Source organism: Pseudomonas nitroreducens, from assembly GCF_014204515.1.
GTDB lineage: Bacteria > Pseudomonadota > Gammaproteobacteria > Pseudomonadales > Pseudomonadaceae > Pseudomonas > Pseudomonas nitritireducens_A.
The window spans coordinates 17,730-37,622 of sequence record NZ_JACHLI010000001.1 but is presented as its reverse complement, the minus strand read 5'-3'; the positions used below and the strand labels follow the sequence as shown (position 1 = coordinate 37,622).

General features: G+C 58.1%; 19 protein-coding genes and 1 pseudogene. 7 read left to right on the top strand and 13 right to left on the bottom strand.

Features of this window, described 5'->3' with window-relative positions; translation table 11 throughout:
• Positions 1–13: 13 nt before the first annotated feature.
• Positions 14–1,687 carry a hypothetical protein gene (locus HNP46_RS00210; protein ID WP_184585510.1) on the bottom strand — a complete coding sequence of 558 codons (1,674 nt, stop codon included), beginning with the start codon at positions 1,685–1,687 and terminating at the stop codon, positions 14–16.
• 294 nt (positions 1,688–1,981) lie between these two features.
• Here HNP46_RS00210 and HNP46_RS00205 point away from each other — a divergent pair, with 294 nt between their 5' ends.
• From HNP46_RS00205 to HNP46_RS00195, 3 genes are all read left to right on the top strand, one after another.
• A complete protein-coding gene (locus HNP46_RS00205) occupies positions 1,982–3,454 on the top strand; it encodes a hypothetical protein (protein ID WP_184585509.1) in 1,473 nt (490 codons plus the stop codon).
• Positions 3,451–3,993: a hypothetical protein gene (locus HNP46_RS00200; RefSeq protein ID WP_184585508.1), complete on the top strand. Its 543-nt coding sequence runs from the start codon at positions 3,451–3,453 to the stop codon at positions 3,991–3,993. Before HNP46_RS00205 ends, HNP46_RS00200 begins: the two co-directional genes overlap by 4 nt.
• Before the next feature lie 135 nt (positions 3,994–4,128).
• Positions 4,129–5,280, top strand: a complete 1,152-nt coding sequence (locus HNP46_RS00195; protein WP_184585507.1) for a hypothetical protein — start codon at positions 4,129–4,131, stop codon at positions 5,278–5,280.
• A 441-nt stretch (positions 5,281–5,721) separates the two neighbouring features.
• Here HNP46_RS00195 and HNP46_RS00190 read toward each other — a convergent pair whose 3' ends face one another.
• The 4 genes and pseudogenes from HNP46_RS00190 to recA all read right to left on the bottom strand — a co-directional run.
• Positions 5,722–6,117, bottom strand: coding sequence for a hypothetical protein (locus HNP46_RS00190; RefSeq protein ID WP_184585506.1), 396 nt, complete (start codon positions 6,115–6,117; stop codon positions 5,722–5,724).
• 206 nt (positions 6,118–6,323) lie between these two features.
• Positions 6,324–6,821, bottom strand: coding sequence for a hypothetical protein (locus HNP46_RS00185; RefSeq protein WP_184585505.1), 498 nt, complete (start codon positions 6,819–6,821; stop codon positions 6,324–6,326).
• A 422-nt stretch (positions 6,822–7,243) separates the two neighbouring features.
• Positions 7,244–7,783, bottom strand: coding sequence for an alpha-ketoglutarate-dependent dioxygenase AlkB (locus tag HNP46_RS00180; RefSeq protein WP_184585504.1), 540 nt, complete (start codon positions 7,781–7,783; stop codon positions 7,244–7,246).
• 494 nt (positions 7,784–8,277) lie between these two features.
• Positions 8,278–9,267 (bottom strand): annotated as a pseudogene (recA, locus tag HNP46_RS00175) (recombinase RecA); the annotation flags it as partial.
• 71 nt (positions 9,268–9,338) lie between these two features.
• Between recA and HNP46_RS00170 the strand changes: the two are divergent.
• The 3 genes from HNP46_RS00170 to HNP46_RS00160 all read left to right on the top strand — a co-directional run bounded on the left by HNP46_RS00170 (position 9,339) and on the right by HNP46_RS00160 (position 12,926).
• Positions 9,339–10,490: a hypothetical protein gene (locus HNP46_RS00170; RefSeq protein ID WP_184585503.1), complete on the top strand. Its 1,152-nt coding sequence runs from the start codon at positions 9,339–9,341 to the stop codon at positions 10,488–10,490.
• 425 nt (positions 10,491–10,915) lie between these two features.
• The gene (locus tag HNP46_RS00165) at positions 10,916–11,917 is read left to right on the top strand and encodes a hypothetical protein (RefSeq protein WP_184585502.1); all 1,002 of its coding nucleotides are present in this window, start codon (positions 10,916–10,918) and stop codon (positions 11,915–11,917) included.
• A gap of 22 nt (positions 11,918–11,939) precedes the next feature.
• Positions 11,940–12,926: a hypothetical protein gene (locus HNP46_RS00160; RefSeq protein WP_184585501.1), complete on the top strand. Its 987-nt coding sequence runs from the start codon at positions 11,940–11,942 to the stop codon at positions 12,924–12,926.
• Between the two features lie 31 nt (positions 12,927–12,957).
• Here the strand turns inward: HNP46_RS00160 and HNP46_RS00155 are convergent, their stop codons facing one another.
• Genes HNP46_RS00155 through HNP46_RS00135 form a run of 5 tightly spaced genes read right to left on the bottom strand, consistent with a single transcriptional unit; the run spans position 12,958 to position 16,041 of the window.
• Entirely contained in the window at positions 12,958–13,347 is a 390-nt protein-coding gene (locus HNP46_RS00155) for a hypothetical protein (RefSeq protein ID WP_184585500.1), read from the bottom strand.
• Entirely contained in the window at positions 13,340–14,974 is a 1,635-nt protein-coding gene (locus HNP46_RS00150; protein WP_184585499.1) for an AAA family ATPase, read from the bottom strand. Before HNP46_RS00150 ends, HNP46_RS00155 begins: the two co-directional genes overlap by 8 nt.
• A gap of 17 nt (positions 14,975–14,991) precedes the next feature.
• On the bottom strand, positions 14,992–15,183 hold the full coding sequence (locus HNP46_RS00145; protein WP_184585498.1) for a hypothetical protein: 192 nt from the start codon (positions 15,181–15,183) through the stop codon (positions 14,992–14,994).
• Positions 15,170–15,679, bottom strand: a complete 510-nt coding sequence (locus HNP46_RS00140; protein ID WP_184585497.1) for a hypothetical protein — start codon at positions 15,677–15,679, stop codon at positions 15,170–15,172. The genes HNP46_RS00145 and HNP46_RS00140 overlap by 14 nt, the downstream gene beginning before the upstream one ends.
• Before the next feature lie 26 nt (positions 15,680–15,705).
• The gene (locus HNP46_RS00135; protein WP_184585496.1) at positions 15,706–16,041 is read right to left on the bottom strand and encodes a hypothetical protein; all 336 of its coding nucleotides are present in this window, start codon (positions 16,039–16,041) and stop codon (positions 15,706–15,708) included.
• 445 nt (positions 16,042–16,486) lie between these two features.
• On the opposite strand from HNP46_RS00135, the gene HNP46_RS00130 reads away from it, so the two are divergent.
• Complete coding sequence (locus HNP46_RS00130; RefSeq protein WP_184585495.1) at positions 16,487–17,704, top strand: RtcB family protein; 1,218 nt, start codon at positions 16,487–16,489, stop codon at positions 17,702–17,704.
• A 57-nt stretch (positions 17,705–17,761) separates the two neighbouring features.
• Here the strand turns inward: HNP46_RS00130 and HNP46_RS00125 are convergent, their stop codons facing one another.
• The 3 genes from HNP46_RS00125 to HNP46_RS00115 are packed head-to-tail and all read right to left on the bottom strand — an operon-like array spanning position 17,762 to position 19,882.
• Positions 17,762–18,235: a hypothetical protein gene (locus tag HNP46_RS00125; RefSeq protein WP_184585494.1), complete on the bottom strand. Its 474-nt coding sequence runs from the start codon at positions 18,233–18,235 to the stop codon at positions 17,762–17,764.
• The gene (locus HNP46_RS00120; RefSeq protein ID WP_184585493.1) at positions 18,232–18,615 is read right to left on the bottom strand and encodes a hypothetical protein; all 384 of its coding nucleotides are present in this window, start codon (positions 18,613–18,615) and stop codon (positions 18,232–18,234) included. Before HNP46_RS00120 ends, HNP46_RS00125 begins: the two co-directional genes overlap by 4 nt.
• A gap of 16 nt (positions 18,616–18,631) precedes the next feature.
• Positions 18,632–19,882, bottom strand: a complete 1,251-nt coding sequence (locus tag HNP46_RS00115) for a type II toxin-antitoxin system HipA family toxin (protein ID WP_184585492.1) — start codon at positions 19,880–19,882, stop codon at positions 18,632–18,634.
• Positions 19,883–19,893 lie beyond the last annotated feature (11 nt).

The following is a 19,893-nucleotide window of genomic DNA, read 5'->3' as shown; positions in this document are numbered from 1 at the left end:
GGCCGGAGCCCCATCAGATTTGCAGCACGTCTGCCATGGACTGGGTATAGGCGACATTGGAATTCGTAGCCCTGAGGTCATGCACCGTCAGACCAACAAGCTTCATGTCCAACTTGGATCGCGCGAGCAGGTCGCCGGCCTCGTCATCGAGGCCCGCCAGGAAGCCTTCCTTGTCTTGGGCGACCCAGATACGTACCCAGTTGATGAGCCAATCAGCCTTCTCGCCAGACTTGAAACCAACTGTCTTGCTGCCCTGATTGAACTCACCAACCATGGCCAGCTTCAGCAAGCGCTCGGGATCATTCAGGTACGCGGCTTTCCTACTGTGAGGAGCAAGGTCGGCAAGGCAGACGCCACAATTCTCCGAAATGCTGAGTTCTCGAACCATGATGTCCGCAGCCTGTTCGTTTAGGCCGGTCAAGAACGCGGCTTTGTCGTCCTTGACCAGGCCCGCAGTCAGCTGCTCAACCAGGGAGTCGGCAAACTCGTTCCGTCTGCAGATGTTCACTAGGCAGATAGGGTCTTTCGTAAAAGCGTGTCCTCTGGCCAGAATCGCCTGAACTACGGATGGGCAGTTGACCTGGTACTTTGATTTCAGAAACGCAGCAACATGCGCAGGGTCATCCAGCAGGCGCTTGAAATAGGGCAGAAGCGGGGCAATCAGTGCGTCAGCAGCTTCCGAGGTCAACAGGCGGTCATCCTTCATCATGCCTAGGAACGCCAGGGCAGTTGGCTTTGTACCAGCTCCCATAGCAATTTCCAGCGGTGAATCAACCATGACGGTCAGGTTGTAGAGCTGGGACGAGATGGCGTCCTTGTGTTCGTACCCCTCGAGCGCCCTCTGCGCGCGCTCAGCGTTGATTTTTGGCGAGCTGATGAACGCGAGAAGGTGGTGCAAATCGACAGGTTGGTTCCTCTCAAGCGCCAGCATTACGCAGACCTGGAGGAACATGGATTGCGAGAGAGCTTTATGCGGATCTTGCTCGCTCTTGATGTTCTTCTCCAGTTTGTTGAGGAAGGCCTGGGCGCGCTTCTCGACCTTGGCACCTTGCTTGTGGAACTGGTCAAGGCAAACAGGGTTTTGCATCCCGAGATCGAGAAGATAGCCAATCACAGCGAAGGCATTTTGCTCGTTGGACACGAGCCAGTGCTCTTTCTCGATTTCACGGGCCCACTTGGCTACGTACCTCGGGTCACGAAGGTACTTCCTCGAGTCGAGCATGAGTAGGGCGTCGATAGTCTCCTCGCGCTTCGTTTCGTAGTCTGCTGTGACATTGCCTTCACGGCTGAAGAGACCATTGAATGGCTCAAGGACGTTCGGGAAAAGCTTTCCCCTGAAGATGTCGTAGGGATCTTGTTCCCAAAGGCCGGGTGCATCCAAGTACTCGCTGTAACGCTCGAGGATGGAAAGGCTTACATGGGCTTCGGCGGCGAGTTGAATTCCCTCGACGTTTCTCTGCTTCGCAAATGTCTGGAGCTTATGCTCAATCATGGAGCGACGTTCATGTTCACTGCGAGAACGATCCCCGAATTCTCTCCACTGTTTGCGTTTCGGGAAGGTGGCATTGACGTAGCCTTCATCGTTTTTGAGCGCCAGCCATAGGCTGTGGTATTCGCGGCGAAGGTCTCCAGCGAGGCTTGACGATTTCAGGTAGTCGTAGCTTGGAATTTCAAGTTCAGGGAGCATGCAGAGACCTCAAAAAGTTGCACACGCGCACGTGTGTCTATGCATCCAGCATATCGAGTGCGCAAGTCGAGGTTCAATGAGAGGTTGCATCGGCCGGCGCTGGGCCGGCGTGCAAGAAGACTAGCGGACACTAGGGGTCGACCTCCATGGCCGGAGTTGCTCCTGGCCGGCGACCCGAAGGAAACGATGCCTGGCCACGGCAGCCTCAACAAGCATTTCCTTTATAGGGAAATTCCCGATCTATAGCCGATCCTGGCGCTCACTCCGTACCATAGACGAATGTGAGGAGTGATCATGACCGCGTACTCTACTCAAGCCGATCCCCAGCGCCAGCAGGCTAGCCACGCTGAATTGCATGATGAGCAGCTCAAGCTCGCCAACTTCCTGCGCCAGCGCCTGAATGTGCAGGGCGCTGTACACTTGCAGGGTGCATCTGATGCTGACCTGGTGGGTGACCTCGTGAGGGCCTCCTTCAGCCTAGCCAAGCCTATTCTTGAGGGGTTTATGCCTCAAGTGGACTTCAAGATCGCGTCAGAACTGTTGCAGAGCCGGCGCAAAGCGCTGGTATCTGCTGGATTTCCTTCCGGGATCGATCTGCTGGACGGGTATGCTAGGGTCTTCCTGGGGCTGCGCAGTGGCCGCCCCCGATATCCAGACTCCTGTGATCACCGTGCGGTGAATCAGCTCCAGGAGAAGATTGACCGTGAATGGGGTGATCTGCATAAGGTCACTGTGCAACCTTCGAAGAAGCCCACCGACCTGCATGGATCGCTTGGAAGCCTGACCCCCGATATCTGGGAGTGGCTGAGCGTGGGCTCCGTGCGTGACTGCAGGGATATCCTGGGCCAGAACGCATGGGAGGTCATCACCACGGCTTGTCTCGGTTATGCGGTCGAGTCGTACATCCTTGAGGCCGAGATGACAGTTTTGGATGAACTGCGCCAGATCCCGATCAACAGCCTCTGCAGCCTGGAACTACCGAGGTTCAACTTCGAAGGTCTGAATCGCTTCGTGGATAACACGCTCATGCGTGAGTGCAACGACGAGCTCAAGGCAAGTCTCGGTGCACTACGAGCCATGTATGCACCCAATGTCGAAGCCTGGAACACCCAGGGTCTTTCCGCCGGCCTGCTCATTGACCCGTCCAGGGTACAGATTCCTGTGCAGCAGGGCCGGGCAATCGACACTGACAACGACCGGTTCAAGCGCTGGTTCAAGAACAGCCGAGTGGTCACCCCTGATGGACAGCCTCGGGTGGTTTACCACGGCACGAACACGAACGACTTTAGCGAGTTCGAGACCTACGGCCTCTCAAGCCACTTCGGTACAGCAAAGGCGGCCGAAGACATCCTGCAGGTGCACAGTGGTCGCACTTCTTCGAAGGAGCACCGTACCGACGATTACGATCACCAGTGCCGGATTCTCCCGGTCTACCTCTCTGTGCAAAACCCGGTGCGGCTGCCCGACATCCTTTGGTGGCACCCAGACGAGATTATCGACTCCCTGGTGGAGCAGGGGATTCTTTCGGAGGCCGAGGTCAACGAGATCCAGGAGGAGTGGATGGGCGAGTGCGGGGGCGACGATGCCGACGGCCGTGCGATCATTACCGCTGTCCTCTCGCGTAAAGGCTACGACGGTGTGGTGTACAGCAACGCCTATGAGGACAAGGGCAAAGACTCCTGGATCGTGTTCAGCCCGAACCAGATCAAGAGCGCCATCGGCCGCGAGCGTGCCTACGACCCTTCAAGCCCGGACTTCACTCGATGAGTGATGTTCAGGACACGCAGCCGAAAGTGCCGGCCAGGCTGGCCAAGCTGCTTGCTGCGACGGTCGTGCGAACTGCGGATGGGCATCCCCTGAGGGTATTCCACGGCACCAATGGCGCCTTCGTGCGATACCGTACTGCTCCGGTGCACACCTTGGATAAGCGCCGTCTGGGCGCGTACTTCACCGCCAGCGAGCGGTTCGCCAGGTGCTATGGAGCGGTTGTGCGGGAGGTTTACCTCGACATTCGCCGGCCGCTGGATCTGCGCGGTAAGGCTGCTGCCGACGTGATCGCTGAACTCCCGGTCAGTGACCGGGCTAAGGCTGAGCTCTGCAGCGCCTTCAAGGGGCTCGACTACTGCCATTACGGCCTGCTGGAGGCACTGCCGCAGGTATCGTTGCGCAAGGCACTGGAAGATTCCGGCTATGACGGTGTGATCTACACCGAGGGACATGCTGACGCCTACATCGCATTTGAGGCCAGACAGATCATTCCCGTCCCCAAGCGGAAGTCGGCACTCGAGGTCGATCTGAGCACATGACCGGGCCGGCTCAATATTCCGCTAAAAGGCTAACCATCCGAACAACCCAGCTCAAAAGCTCCATCGGCAACAACCGCCGGCACGAACCAGATAGCCTGTGCATCACCTTGTGATGCCTGCCCTAGAGATCAGGACATGAAAGCATCACAAGCGTTTTACTGTGGGATTAGTATCGAGTGGGTCAAGGCTCTGGTGATCGGCTCGGACAAGAGCACGAAGATGGCTCCTAGCAGGGCACTTGAGCTACTTACCTCATTGGAGAAAGGAGCCACAGTTGATGATGTCGTGAAATTCATCGACAAGAGGTATTCGGAGATCGATGAATTTGAAGGCGAGATTGTCGATAGATATCTTCCTTATAACCCTGATGAGTGGCGAAGAGCATTTCGTGACGTCGTTCAAAAGAACTACAGCCTTGCTGCCTGCTGCCTTATTGTCGACCCTGCATATACCGAGAGAGTGATGCTTCAGGTCTTCAAAGAGCCTGATGTTGCACAGCGGGCACTGCAGGTTTTTGCTGCCAGGACTCCGCATGTGTCGATCATGCAGCTGCCAAGTGGAGCCACAAGGGATATCTCCACTCTCCCAGTGAGCCTGGATGAGTGGGAGTGCTCGGCATTGTTCGTGTCGACGCTTACCTCTGGCGACAAGGCAGGGTTCGATGCCCTAATGATGAACCCCGTCACCAAGCGCTATAACCCCCTGGAAAAGCGCTCCCATGTCGCCTCGATCCTTGCTAACGACAAGCTGACGGTGCACCCGAGCATGACCTCCTGCATGGCAGCAGGAACGAGAAACGTCGACATCATCAAAGCGCTGGCGGCCTCAACAGGCTCTCCCCTCAGTGGGCTGCAGCAAAGCCTTTACACGCCGGCCGCTGCCTCTAAGATCGGGCACGAGCTCTTCTTCCAGTACTTTCAGCTCAAGCAACGCAGAGACCGCCCAGAGGATCAGGCTTTCATCAAGCGTCTGATCGACGATGGTGCGGACTGGTACGCCGGCCTGATGATGCACCTGGATGGGCACGCGGCCTACCTTGACTACCTTGGCGCAGAGATTCCGAACGAAGAGAAGGTTTTCACGCTCGTCTCGAAGGCATCCAAGGCATCTGCAGGGCTTGTAACAGGAATCCTTGAGACAATCCCGGAGGAAGCGATTGTCGCTGCCTGTGAGCAGCACAAGGGCCTTGCCGGCCAGATCTTCAAGCTGGTGAAGCTCCCCTGTATCAGCCACCTGGTCAGCGATAAGCTATGGACTAAGGCCGCAACTGCCGTTCTGGACATCTAGTCCAGCCGAAGAACATCGTCTGATGGAGGAGGGGCGCAGCCCCTGCACACATGAAGCTTTTGTGCTGCTTGAACTGCGGCGACGTTGTGAAACTGATTTCCAGGCAGGAGAGGCTCTGTGACTGCGGGAAGTCAGCCGGCCAATATGTTGGAAGGCTGGACGCGACATACCGTGGGCCGGCCCTGCTGCTGGGCATAGACAATCCAAGCCTGGACAGGGCGCTGGAGGATCAAGCCATCAAAGGCGATGATGGTTTAGAAGGTACGCGTCGGGGGCTTATGGGCCGGCGCATAGAGGCCTTTGTGATCCCGGAGAGTGCGAGCTCTATCAAGCGCACTGACGCCAGGCCAGCCCTTGCAAAGCTGATCGAGGATCAGAAGCGTACCGAGGTTGCTCAAATCCTCTCCCAGCTGATGGAGCTTGAGGCAGCTAGGGATCGTCCTAGCGGTGCTGGAAACGTGGCGGAGGCGCGTCCTCGGAAACCACGGTCACCCCGCTCACCAAAGCCGAGGAAATAGCCTGAGCGAGGTTGTTTAGGCTTTCGACCTTGAGCCTGATGTTGGATACCAGGATGTCACGGGCAATAGGCTCGTCGCGACCCAGGCAGAGCACCTGAAGCTCCGGAACGAGGTCGTAATGGGGTTGTTTGGCTACCAGCATGTCGCTGGAGCTATGGGTTTTCCCGTCCTGGGTTTCATAGAGGCCATCACCCACGATGCGGGCTGGCTTGAGCTCCCTCTCGACCACTACGTGCGACTCATTAGGGAACTGGCTGATGCAAAACCGGTTCGAGAGCAGCACGAGCTGAACTGGATAGAGGTCTACGACGTTAGGCACGATGAGGTTGTTATAGGTCGTTCTAATGATGGCCGGAAATATATCTGCGACTTTTAGCCTAGGCGATCATTCCAACGTGAAGTCCGATAAGCGGTACGTTTCGCATCTGCGAGCTGACACTACTTCACACTTTCTTCACATTTTGGGATTGAAAAAGGCCACCTCGCGGTGGCCTTGTTCAGGTGCTGACCCTGGGGTCACGATTCTCACGGCTGCGGAGAATCGTCCTTCTCGCGCGCCGGCTTGGCTTCACCTGGCAGAGCAGGGTGCTGGCCAGGCTTCAGATTGCCGTAGCACAGCTTTTCAAGAGATTTGGCCATGCCACCCAAGACCTCGGTTCTGCCTACCTTGGAAAGCGATTCGAGCGTTACCCAGTAGTTCCTGTCCGCTGTGTCCAGGAAGTAAGCCTGGTAGGCCAACTTCTTGGAATGCTCGCTAAGCAGGAGGCAGTCCTGTACGACCTTCTCGGCCTCGAGGTTGCTGGTGGCCTGACCGATACCGTCCATGAGGCGATTGACCTCATCGTCAATGGACTTGATCAGCCCGTAGGCGTAGTTGGAGTGGGAGAGCTCCAGGATCGGCTTTCTGTCGAACAGACCGTCGGGAGTCATCTCCTTGCCGATCTTGATCTCGAATAGGGGCAGAGGCTGGCCTTTCTCGTCGACCTGGAACAGTTCTTTGATCAGTGCGTGCTTGGTGCTCATGGAAATCTCCTGCGTATTCCTCAAATTTACAGATGGATCACCAGCACCCGCAATGTTCGGCGGCTATAGGCCTGCGCGAATGGCAATATCAACTTGATCGACCTTGGCCTGGCATGCCGGCGACAGATCAAGGTTGCGGCAATCCAGGCACTGATGGCCCTGAATCCCGTGGAAGTCGATGGAAGTGTCGAGGTAGTCGACGCGGAAGTGCTCGTAGTTGAACTTATGAGTGTTGTGCGATCCGCACTTGGAGCAGTTGTGGCTCACTATAGTGTCCCTCTTATTGTTATAGGCGGATGTTAACATCCGAAGTAACGATGATGTACTTCAAGTTCGAGAAAGTTTGTTTGATATATGCGACGTATAGCGAATAACACAGAAATGAAAAAGGCGCCCAATGGCGCCTCTCTTCATCCCAAGACCTAGACCAGGCCCCGGAAGGTCAAGCTGATCCGTGGCTTGCAGGGACGGTCATGTTTTGGAATGCGGTGCTTGTGGGTCTGCTGCATGCCCGCCGGCATGACGAACAGCGAGCCCGACTCGAGCAGGTAGGCGCGCTTGTCGCCCTGGTTTCCGTCGTTGGGAATCGTCCAGATTTCGCGTGCCTGTCCGAAGGAGTAGACCAGTATCGGACGAGTCGCGTCGATGCTCGGGCTATCGTCGGCATGCCACCCCAGCGCGTGGTGCTGGGTTTCGTAGCCGTTGATGAAGCAGGCTTCGAACTTGACCCCAAACTCCCGCTCGGCGTCTTGCTGAATGCCCTTCACGACCGAATCCCAGGACAGCTCGGGCTCGTACAGGCGCACGCCGGCACCCGAGCCGTACTCGTAGGCCAGGCCTTTGTCGCTGAAGAAGACTTCGCGGCGAGCGTCAGTACGATCTGCCCAGGGCAGGTTGGCCCACAGGTGCTCGAAGACAGCATCCGCGTCGGGGACTTTACCGGGAACGTATATGGGTTCCATGGTGCTTCCTTGTCTCGATGGAATAGAAAAGGCGGGGCTCTAGGCCCCGCCGATCCGAGAACAGCTTAGCCCGTGATCTGGGCGCGCAGCTCGGGGCTTTCGCTCAGCTTCTTGATCGCACCATCGTGGCCACGAGTGACCGTGATGCCGTTGAGGTAGACCCACGGGCCCTTCTGGGTCAGTTTACCGCTGGCGAAGCCATCCTTGTACCAGGAAGGGGCATCACTCGGTAGCGGCTTTTCCTGGAGTTCCGGAGGCAGCTCGCTGTTCTGCAGTTGGGGCTCCGGAGATGCAGAACCGCCGAGGGGCGAGGAGTCCAGCACCAGGGGGCCAGCTTCACCGACCAGGTTCACGTCGGCTTCGAACGAATCGAAGCTGTCTTCGTCGCCGGAGTTGGCGGCCATGACCGGAGCGCCGTTGCTGTTGTCGACCACCAGCTCGGGTTTGCCAGTGGCGGCAGCCATTGCAGCGACCGGCGCCTGCGGTTCAACGATGTTCTTGCTGAGCAGCTTGTCGCGGATCAGGCTGTCCAGCTTCGAGCAGACGGCGTCGTTCTCTTCCAGGTACTTGGCGGCGTTAGCCTTGCCCTGGCCGATCTTGCTGCCCTGGTAGCTGTACCAGGCGCCGGACTTCTCGACCAGACCCAGCTGTACGCCCAGGTCGATGATCTCGCCAGTGCGGTAGATGCCCTGGCCGTACATGATCTGGAACTCGGCCTGCTTGAAGGGCGGCGCGACCTTGTTCTTGACGACCTTGACGCGGGTTTCGCTGCCGACGACTTCGTCGCCTTCCTTCACGCCACCGGTACGACGGATGTCCAGGCGAACGGAGGAGTAGAACTTCAGTGCGTTACCGCCGGTAGTGGTTTCGGGGTTGCCGAACATCACACCGATCTTCATGCGGATCTGGTTGATGAAGATGACCAGGCAGTTGGCGTTCTTGATGTTGCCGGTGATCTTGCGCAGCGCCTGGGACATCAGGCGGGCCTGAAGGCCGACGTGCTGATCGCCCATCTCGCCTTCGATCTCGGCTTTCGGCACCAGGGCGGCGACGGAGTCGACGATGATCACGTCAACGGCGTTGGAGCGCACCAGCATGTCGGTGATTTCCAGGGCCTGTTCGCCGGTATCGGGCTGGGAGACCAGCAGGTCGTCGACGTTCACGCCCAGCTTCTGAGCGTAGGCCGGATCGAGAGCGTGCTCGGCGTCCACGAAGGCGCAGGTCAGGCCGCTTTTCTGAGCCTGGGCGATGCACGACAGGGTCAGGGTGGTCTTACCCGAGGATTCGGGGCCGTAGATCTCGACGATACGGCCGCGCGGCAGTCCGCCGATGCCCAGGGCGATGTCCAGGCCCAGGGAGCCGGTGGAGATGGAGGGGATAGCCTGGCGCTCGTGGTCGCCCATGCGGATGACCGCACCTTTGCCGAATTGGCGTTCGATCTGACCCAGGGCTGCGGCCAGGGCGCGTTTCTTGTCGTCTTGCATGTGTCTCTCCTCGTGCTCCGTGCACCTTGTGATCGTCATTTTAATGAAAATTGACGTCATGTCAATATGTCATGATGAAAATCGCAGGGTGCCTTCAAAATATCCTCCTATGGTATCTCGGCAGACTTAAAGTTTCCCATCGGTTTGTGCTCATCGATATGCTGTTCGTCGGGGCAATAATTTTTAAAAGGTGGCGATTCGTTATGGGGAAACATCCTGCTCGCAAGCTGGTACTCGACCGCCGGGATTTCGGGGTCTACACGGCGCGGTTCGCGCAGATGCACAGCGCCTCGATTGCCGAGGACATCCTGACCAAGGGTGCCGCCCGAACGGCCTTTGAGGCGCTGCCCAAGGCCCTCCTGAACAATCTCCTGCACTGCCTGGATCTGGAGTACAACGGCTCGCCGTTGAGCTGTGTGGCCACCTTGGCTGCGGTATCCAAGCGCTCGATCAAGGCCGTGGAGTCCCTGGCTGCGAGCAGTGCCCGGCCGGCAGCCTTCGACTTGAATCATTCGCTGCTCGAGGCGCAGCCGACCTCGATCCTCATGGGGGCCAGGGCCTGTGGCCACGCCGATTGGCAACAGCTGGCCGACCTCCTGTTTGCAGCAGAGCGTGTTGAACGCGAGGAGATCTACGACTTCTTCCAGTACGTGTTCGGCGTCTCACTGGATGCGTTGTTCGATGAGCAGGGTCTTGAAGGCTATGTGAAGCCTGTCCTGGCCGAACAGGATCTGAAGGAAGTGCTCAAGGAAGGGGTTCCTTTCATCGAAATCCCTGGCACCAACGATCTGCTGCGTGCGGATGTCTTTCACCAGCGCTACCAAGTCTACGTGAGCGAGTATCACCTGGATCGAGAGGAGCAGGTGGTGGTCGCCCTGGGCAACGCCGGCAGCATCTATGGGGCGTTTGAGGTGCTACTGCGTGCCTTCGAGGTCTACCGTCAAGCTGGCGGCCGCGCGAACGATCCGCTGCTCCACAAGCATTGGCGCCGAGTTACGATCATGAGTGGTAAGCGCGTTGCGGCACAGGCTCTGGTATCTGAGGTTGCCGGCCGGCCGGGGAGTGCGGAGCTGCAGTGGTGCGGACACCTGGCAGGGCAGCCCAGCAGCGACAAGGTCTTCTGCCTGCTGTCGAAGCAGTACATGCCCTATCAGCACTATCCGGAAGCCGGTGCGGCGTTGGCCTGGGCAAACAGCGCGCTGGGGGAAGAGCGCGCAGCCTGATCCTGCGAGAACGAGGGGCCGCCATCGAGGTGGCCTTTTTTGTGGCGTAATTAGCAGGAAATTGCGAGAATGCGGCCTGGCCAGCTGAGCTTGCAAGCCAAGCCCCGGCCTAGAGCCTTCGTGCACACTAAACCTGGAGCCAATACCCGGTGAGTGACATAAAGCTGGTTTCGCGCCCGCATCCTGCTGCGAGGGTGGTGCGGGCGGGCTGGTTCATTGTTCTGCTACTCGTTTCGATGATCGCGTTACTTCATCAGATCGAGAGGGTGCAGGACTCTTATCGCTCGCTTGAGATGGTCGAGAAGTTCTACTCGACGAGCAGAAAAGTTTTACATGATGCCTGACTGACACTTATGCAATTCAAATAATAAGGTGCTTATCTGCACTTTTGACGAATGCTCGATCAGCCCTAAGGACATGTGCAGATGAGCTTGACCTGCCCGACCGGCCACCTACTGCTGGTGGTCGATGACATGAAGATGATGCGAGCCCTCGCCGCACAGGCGCCGAGCGTCTGGCCAGGTGTACGTTGCTTCGCTGTCCTGTTGGGCTTGGGCGACCGCTGCATGAGCGTGTCTCTGGACTACAGTAAGGCAACTGCAGCTGTTCCTGAGGCCTTCGCGGAGCCATCCTGGAGGATCTCCGGGCTCCTCCGCCAGGCCTACGAATTCCACGGAGGCTTCGCCTGCGCTTCTAAGTACACCTGCCGCGAGATGCTCAACACATCGCCCAGCATAATCTGTGCGTGCTCGCCTACGCATTCTGGCGCCATTGCCTTCATGGAAATTTCCAAATGCTTCCACTCCCGCAGCCGGGTGGAAGAGCCGTACTCGCTGATTGCGCCTGGTACCACTTGTGAAGAGCTCGTGCGTCGAGCTATGGCTAACCCATGGAACACGCATGGAGAGATCTTCCCGAAACAGGTGACGGCCGGGCGGATCAAGGCCTACTTCGACTTCAACTACAACCTCGCCTCTGCCAAGCACTTCAGTCCCCTGTTGGCTGCGGCTGGGCTCAGTGACAGTGAATTTGTGATCACCAAGCACTGCCTACAGTTGCTTTACCGCGTTGCCTCGCTAGGTCTTGTTACGAAGCCCGATCTGGCTGAGATGATGCTCGAGTGGAGCGGAACCATGGCCTACTTCCCGGTAAACCTGGGAAGTGCAGATTCGCAACCCAAGATCTTGGGGAACCTACTGCGCGTCGGGCTTCTCCAGGAAGATGGGGAGGCCTATAGATGCACTACCGTTGGCTACCGATTCCTCTCGTCAATTCCGGATAAGTGCTGCGATCCAGATCAGGCCGGCAGGCTTCAGTCCTGGATGTGCATGCAGATCGACACTGCACGAGCCCGCATCGAGCGCTACCTCAAGATTCACTTCCAGCCTCGTGCTGAACCTGTCGAGGCCTCCAGCGAAGCTGCCTAATTTCGACCAGAAGGAGCTCATGATGAGCACCCAAGCCGTAACATTCGACATCCTGCTTTTCACAGAGAAACAGGCATTCGCAAAACAGATCGCAGGCCCTGTAGCCAAGCACTGGCCGGGTAAAAAAATCGGTTTCATCGTGTGCCGCAGCATCGCTGGACTCTTTAAGCTGAAGAATCCCGACAATCGAGATCAGACAATTGCTTTCAGCGAGCCCCAGCTGCAGCCATGGGAGTACTGGCCGCAGGTTTATTCCTTAGAGGGTGAGCACGACCTCAAGATGGTCGGGGAAGGCCTTCCCCCGGTAGAGCGCGCATTGCGTGCTGCCGGCGAGATTGTGTACGCATGCGATCCAGACTATTCAGGGGCCTACGGCTTCCAATCGTCACTCTCCCGAATCTTGGGTGAGGAGTCGTTGAATGCTAAGCGAAAAGCCCTCTGGCCAACGGCATTGGATCAAGCTTCGATTGTGCATGGCCTTCAGGCCCAAGACATGACTACTCACAGTCATGCGTTTCTTGATGCGGTTCGCCACGGACAGGCCAAACGCTGGTTCGATTGGAACTACAGCCAGCTTGCCTTGGCAGCGTTCACGCCTGCCCTTCTCGGCGTAGGTGTACCTGCAGAGAAGGCTTGGGTGAGCAAGTATGCTCTGCAGATTCTCTTCCGTCTCAAGCGCTCTGGAGCCAAGGAAGCTCATAATCTCTACCGTGACCGGGCAACCGCTTCTAATCCGGAAGTGCGCTGGGGAAGCCCAATAAGCCGTTTGGACATCAGCAATCAGCTCCTGGCTGCTGGACTAGTTGAGGAGGTCGGCAATAAGCTGAAGATCAGCGAGCGTGGCTTAGCCTTCCTGGCGCGCGTGCACCCAGGCTGTGAAGATCCTCGCCTCCCGCTTCGTCTGCGGGAGGGCATGGAGAACTGGCCTGCCTCTAAGCCAGCACTGGAGAGCTACCTCACCGAGTTCTTCACCCTGCAGTTTGAGATGAACAAGGGGCTGCAGGCGTAACGAAAAGGCCGGGCATCAAGCCCGGCCTTCTTCATTGCACATCTCGCCATGCCTGAGGGCTTTCGGAGAGGGTAGCTCCTAGCCAAGTCCAGGACTTGGATTGGCGATTGAACACGACCTTCCGCAAAATGCTCCCGTCCTCCAGGCGAAGGTGGAACACACCGTCCTTTTCAGGCAGGTCGTCATAGTCATCTATGCGATTCCAGTCGTTGAGGTCTGCTGCGAGGCTCTCAACTGCTGCAACGACGTCGCCAACCTCCCAGTTCCTGCTGTCCACCCGTACTATTTCGCGGATCTGTTGGACGGCGGTTTCCCAGCGGTCTTTGCGAACAATTTTGCCGTCTTCTCGACGCTCGTAGTCCTCGGGCTTCTTTCCCCGGAACTCGGGCATGATGAAGTCATCAATGGTGACTTCACGCATGCGCAGCCTCATCTGTTGCCGCCACCATCTTCACGTCGCGGAACATCGCGATCTTGCGGAAGAGGTCGATGTCGACCGCACACCCCTTCTTGTCGACGTGGCGAGCGGCCAGGCGTACCAGTTCACGGGTATCCCGTGGCGCCAGCTGGGGGAAGAGGGTGACCAATTTGGACACCAGCTCATCTGGTAGCGCCAGGTTGATGGCCTCTGCTTTCTTCTTCCAGATCGCGGCCGCGTTATCAGGTGTCGGGTAGTCGTAGCGGATGATCGCTGCGCAGCGAGACTTAAACGCCTGGTCAATCTCGTCCGGGCGGTTCGTGGTAGCGAAAATCAGCTCGCCGAAGTACTCGAACTTACGCAGCATCTCCGAAACGACAGCGTTACGGCCGATGTCGAGGTCACGCTTGGCGACGTAAACATCCACTTCGTCGAGGAGCATGATCAGGCCCAGGCGCCGGCACAGGCCAAACAGCCTGTCCAGGTTATTGGACACAGAGGTAGCGTCAGTACCAAGCATCGATGCCGGCGCGCGGAGGAGAGGTCGTTGAACGATCTCCGCGTAAATCTCTGCAGTGAGTGTCTTGCCCAGGCCTGCTTCCCCGGCACAGAGGATGATGTTCCCAGAGACCTTGCCTTCGACCACGTCCGAGCGGTAGTCCTCGATGTCAGCCGTCAGGATGTCCAGCAGATCGGTATGAGACTCGGGGAGTACAAGCTCATCCCGAAGCTCAGGGCGGTAGGCGTAGGGCGTCAGGAAGCCGCTGCTAACCCAGAAGGTTTCCTGGGCCAGCAGATCGAATACCGGGACGATGGTGTGATGAGGGATCTCGCCCGTGAACTCCTGCCCATTGTCATCGGGGAGGAACTGCAGATCGGCATGCGTCGGAAGCGGCGCGACGTCTGAGTCGTGGAGGTCGTTCACCACAGGGCAGTCGAAGTACTTCGTGCTCTTGCGGTTGTAGTTGTCCTTGTCGAACTTGTAGACGCGCCCGCTGAAGCGAAACTGCTTTGCAAACGCCCCTTCGGTAAGCTCTTTGTGCACCTTGAGCTGTTCCACATAGGCGGCCTTGAGCTCAGGTGTTTCCTTCTGAAGCCCTTGGGCCGCCAGGATCGCGGACACCTTCTTACGGGCCACGCCTTCCGGGGAGAAGGAGATGTAGTCGCTGACCAGGGACAAGGACGAATCACCTCGTTCTTCAACACGTCCGACGTAGGCCACGTTGATCGTGACTTTCTCGGTCAGCTTGCTACCGTAAGAGTTAGTTGAGTAATCAACTTTCGTGATCAGCACCGGATTGATGCTGCCGTCCTGGCACTCCATGTAGAGCCAGGAGTCGATGGCGTCTTTGGCGAGGTAGCTCGTAAGGAGCTGGTGGAAGGCCAGGAAGGAAGGGACAACAATGTCCTCCCGATGTTTGCGGGAGCTGATGATGGCTTCCAGGGCGCGCTCGGAGCGCTTGTCCTTAGCAGTAACAGCAGCCTTCAGGATGTCCTCCAGCAAGTCATCCTCGTAGTCATCCAGCGGCAGGTGAACACTGTCTCGCGCGCTCCCTGAAGGACTGCGGAGAAGGTTGAACCGCTGATGGGTGGTGTTCTGGAGGACGTTTACTGGAATGCGGAGCGACATGTGGCTTCCTTGAGAGTCTAGAGGTAGGTGGCTCGCTTGCGGGCAGAGGAAGTAACGACGCAGCCGGCGAGGATGGCTGTAGCGCCAGCAATCGAGCCGAGTACAGAGGTTCTCGCAAAGTGGCTCGTTGTGATCATGCCGACGATGAGGAGCAGCTGACCGATCACCGTGATCGCCTCGCCGCTCCTCCAGAACTTAAGGCGCTCCATCGATGGTCACCTTGGCTTGGGTGCGGGGATCGACGTCATGGCAGACCAGGACTGACCAGTTCTGGAGGTCGCGCACCACAATGAAGTAGGCAACCAATGTGTTATCCCGCCAGGCTGACTTAACCAGGCCGTTGGCGCTCTCACCTACGACAGCCTCGACACGTTGACAGCCCCGAACACGCCCTATCTCGAGGAGCCAGTTCATTCCCTCTTTAGAGGCGTCAATTTCGTCTAGAAAACGGGTCTGTAGCTGCATGGTTGGCACCTTTCCTTCGGTAGATACATTGTATATACGCAAGGCCTGCTTTGCCACACCTTTTGCACGAAATTGCAGGCGGTGATAACCTGATCTGCTGCCTTCACAAAAATAGGAGTGAGCGATGAAAGAGAAAACCTCGGTGAGCCCCAGGAAAAGGATCGGACGGCCGCTGACGTGGGAAGATGTGCGGGAGGCCGCCAAGGCTGGCGATGCTGCGTTCGAAGAGTGGTCGCGCACAGGGAAGCTTCCTGGCGCCAAGTAGATCAGATCGGCAACATCCCGCGCATAATCCTGCTTGCAGGCATGCTTTCCCCGTCTGCGCAGAGGCGCTGATAGGTCTCGCTGCATAATGCAGCCCATGCCGGTGCTACCTCCGGGGATTTCTTCGCCCGGCTGGTAGCCCGAAGTATCGACACTGCGAGCATAGGCGGCAGATTTCTGCCTGTGGAAGCATCGATGAGGGGCTTTAGACCCTCTGGCCAGCGCTTGTAAAAGATGTCTTCGACGTGCTCGAAGAGGAGATCGAAGGCTTTGCTGCTCCGGCCGTCGTTCCAGTGCATCTCCATCTTGGAGATGAGTGTGGAAACGTCTGTCGTCATGCTGCAGTATCCTTGGAAGAGGGAACCCCTCGAGCTTTTCTCATCCCGAACCCGAAGGGGCCATGACCTGGCGGCATAGGGCTACTAAGGACGGCCTCCCGACCGGGCAGTTTGCTTCCCCGGTCGGCATTTTATCGCGCCTACCGTTGCTGAGGGATGATCGCTACGGCAGAGCTGCGGGCTTGGGTTTGCATCACCACTTCAGACGCGTGGGAGTGGCTAGTGCCCAATAGGTGTGATGATAACACCATTCGAAAACACCAGGTCTTTTACCTTGAAATTGATTTGATGCATGTCCAAGGCACTGTAAAATGAGCCGCTGCCCTGACTCGGGAACGAATGAAAGGCTCTTGATACCCAATCAGGAGTCGGTGCGCTTTGGAGCACTTGGTCGTAGAGAAAGGCTGAGCCCATGAGGCATCTCCAACACTACAAGGAATGACCAATGAAACAGGTAATCCATGAGCCCGGTGCGGCTCGTATCACCATCTGGACTGACGAAGTCGAAGACATGGCCCTGGCGCAGCTGAAGAACCTTTCTCGGCTGCCCTTCATCGCCGGGCGCGGCCTGGCGGTAATGCCTGACGTGCACGCCGGCAAAGGCTCCACCATCGGCAGTGTCATCGCTACCAAGGGTGCGATCATCCCGGCCGCCGTTGGCGTCGACATCGGCTGCGGCGTTAACGCCGTGCGTCTGTCCCTGACTGCCAGCGATCTTCCGCAGAACCTCCAGCCCTTGCGCCACGAGATCGAGAACCTGATCCCGCTGGGAACCGGTGGCCACCACTCCAGCCACGACAAGCAGCGCGCCAACGAGAAGCGCCTGCCTGTGCCTTCCGAGATGGCCAAGCGCGCGATCACCAACGTCTTCGCCGGCCGGTCTCAGGACTGGACGGATGCAATGGCGAAAGCGTCGAGTCAGTTGGGTTCCCTTGGCTCAGGCAACCACTTCATCGAGGTATGCCTCGATGAGGATCAGAACGTCTGGGTGATGTTGCACTCGGGCTCTCGCGGCATCGGCAACATGATCGGCACCCACTTCATCAACCAGGCGAAGGAAGAGATCCAGAAAAAGGGCCTCGAGCTCGACGATCCTGACCTGGCGCACCTGGTGGAAGGCACCGACACGTTCGACCAGTACACCGCAGCGCTGGGGTGGGCCCAGGACTTCGCCCTGCAGAACCGGGCACACATGATGGAGCAGGTGATCCTTGCGATTCGCAAGCACATTCCCAAGCCATTCGTGTTCACCAGCGAAGCGTCATCGGTGCACCACAACTACGCCGTCCGAGAAACTCATGATGGCGAAGAGCTCTGGATCACCCGCAAGGGCGCCACACGCGCCGGCCTGGGAGAACTGGGAATCATCCCAGGATCGATGGGAGATAAGAGCTACGTCGTGCGAGGGAAGGGTAGCGTCGAGTCTTACTGCTCCTGCTCCCATGGCGCCGGCCGCCGCATGAGCCGTAACGCGGCCCGCAAGGCGTTCACCACGGCTGACCTTGAAAAGCAGACTGCAGGCGTGGAGTGCCGCAAGGACTCCGACGTTCTGGACGAGCTGCCTTCGGCCTACAAGCCCATCGACGTGGTGATGGAGAACCAGAAAGACCTGGTTGAGGTAGTCCATACCCTCAAGCAAGTGCTGTGCGTGAAGGGTAACTAACCCTACGCAGCAATGAAAAACGCCGGCTGATGCCGGCGTTTCTTTTCCCTCAAATTTTCAGAGCTGCAGGCGCTCGGCGTTTGCTTCCGCCAGGGAGCGAAGCTCCTCGAACGACATGTCCCGAATGCGTTGGATGGCAGCCTGGCGCGCTAAGCGCATCTTTGCCTGGGTGGAGACGGGCGTGGCGCCAGCTTCCAGTTGCCTGATCTTGGCATTGGCGGACGCGAGCAGGCGCTCCAGTTCGAAGATCCGGTTCGCATCGTCGTCATCGTCCGGGTGCGGCATTTCCTCGTAGCCCGCCTGGCTGGCAGTTTTTTCGCCCAGGGCGAGAAGCTCCTCTGGAGGCATGGCCATGAGCTCTTCCATCGCGTGGTTCATTGCGTTATTCATCTCCGGAGTGACCCGGCCGAGCCCGAAGGCTGGTCGCTCAGCTTCCTGGCGAAGCCGGGCCTCGCTTTCCTGCAGAGCTAGTAGCTCTGAGGTGGCCACCAGGGTTAAGCCTGGACGGCCGGGAACGTCTTCCATGTTCATGCTCTGTTCTCCAGCAGCTGATCGATATCGACGACGCGGTGGCCGCCGGCAATGGCTTTGTCGAAGGCTGCCACACCCATACAGAGGCGGTCGCACTCGGCTTGCAGGGCGGCGATGAGCCGGCCGGGGGCGGCATCCAGATCCTGGTGGAGGCAATAGGCTGTCACTTTCGTCGGCAGCCCATCCACGGTATGCACCTTCGGGATCTCCAGGGTGGATAGAAGACGTGCCCGTGGCTCGTGGTCGAAGACTACGCGATTGCCCTGCAGCCGGCAGTCAACTCCCTCGGTGGTGATGTGCAGCATGTATTCCTGGTTGGGCCCAAAGTGCCCTGCGTTGAGGGTGGCAAGTACCAGGGGCGATTGCGTCTTCGAGTTCATGGTCGTCCTTGGCTCATCAAGAGTTGAGCTGTTTGGCCATGGCTTCCATGGCTTTGTAGATGCGGTTTGATTCGTTCTTGTTGATATCCAGGTTTTTCGTGAGAGCTGGCCACTCGGCCACCGCCTGGTAGACGCCATCGATCAGGTCATACGGATTCAGGTTAGGGAACCCTTTGCAGACGTTCTTGATGTCGCGCAGGCGAGGATTGACGGAGCCACTGTAGGAAGTGGTGTGCTGGCCGCCGAGTCCTTGAGGGGCGTAGGTCAGGTCGTAGGAAGGGGACAGAACCCAGCCTCCGCCCTGGCGCAGGAAGGCGAAGTTCTTGGCGTGATCGTCACGGTTGAGCGTCATCGCGTTGAACACCATCTGCAGTGCCATTCGCTCAACCTCTGCAGCGCTGTTGGTGATGTTGAGGGTTGCCGTTAGCAAGTCCTCATAGTCCAGGCACGGCTCTCTGTGGCTCGCGTAAGCGATACCCGAAACAGTCATCATGTGGACTTTCGTCACGCCTGAGCGGTCAAAACGCCGAGTGCAGAAGAAGCGCTCGGTGGTTTTACCTTCATGCATGTGCATGAGGGCTGTTTCAGACACTGTCAGACCCGCCCGGCGCGCAATCTCGGCGTAGGCATACTCGATTGCACCAGTGTCGCGGTGCTCTTCCTGGTTCCGGAACTTGAGAATCCAGTGTTCATACCCTTCAGGCAGAGGGGCGAAGTCGGTGATCGCCAGGCTGCTGTCCTCGGAAAGGCCCAAGGTGATCTTGGGGCGGGCCCCCTGCGGCGAGCCGCCGGCCATACGCAGCTGCTTCACAACCTCTTCGGTGTTGCCGCTCAGGAGCGCCTGGGAGTTGGCGTAGAGGCCGGCCAGGTCGATCACCTCGTTCTCTGGCTCGGTTTCATATTCGGGCTGGAACTCGAGCGCACCCATGGCGCGACGACCCAGATATGCCAGGCGGTCAAGGTGGGTAATCTCATCGCGCGCGATGCCGAACTCACTGCGGAAGAACCTGTCCATGAGTAGCAGGCCCCAGCCATCGGGCAGCGAGTCGTTGAACACTCCGTGCAGGCCGCGAAAGGTTCGATCAGCAGCAGCCTGCGGATTGGTGTTCCACTCCATGTTCATGGGGGAAAGAGGGTAGCCATTGGCGATCCACTCAGGATCATAGGCAAAGACCAGAGGGCCTCTGGATGGCTGCCCGAGCTGTCCAACACGGGTGCCATCCAGGTAAACCCCAAGGCGATCAGGGCGTTTAAAGGTTTTGCTCATCTGTACCGTCC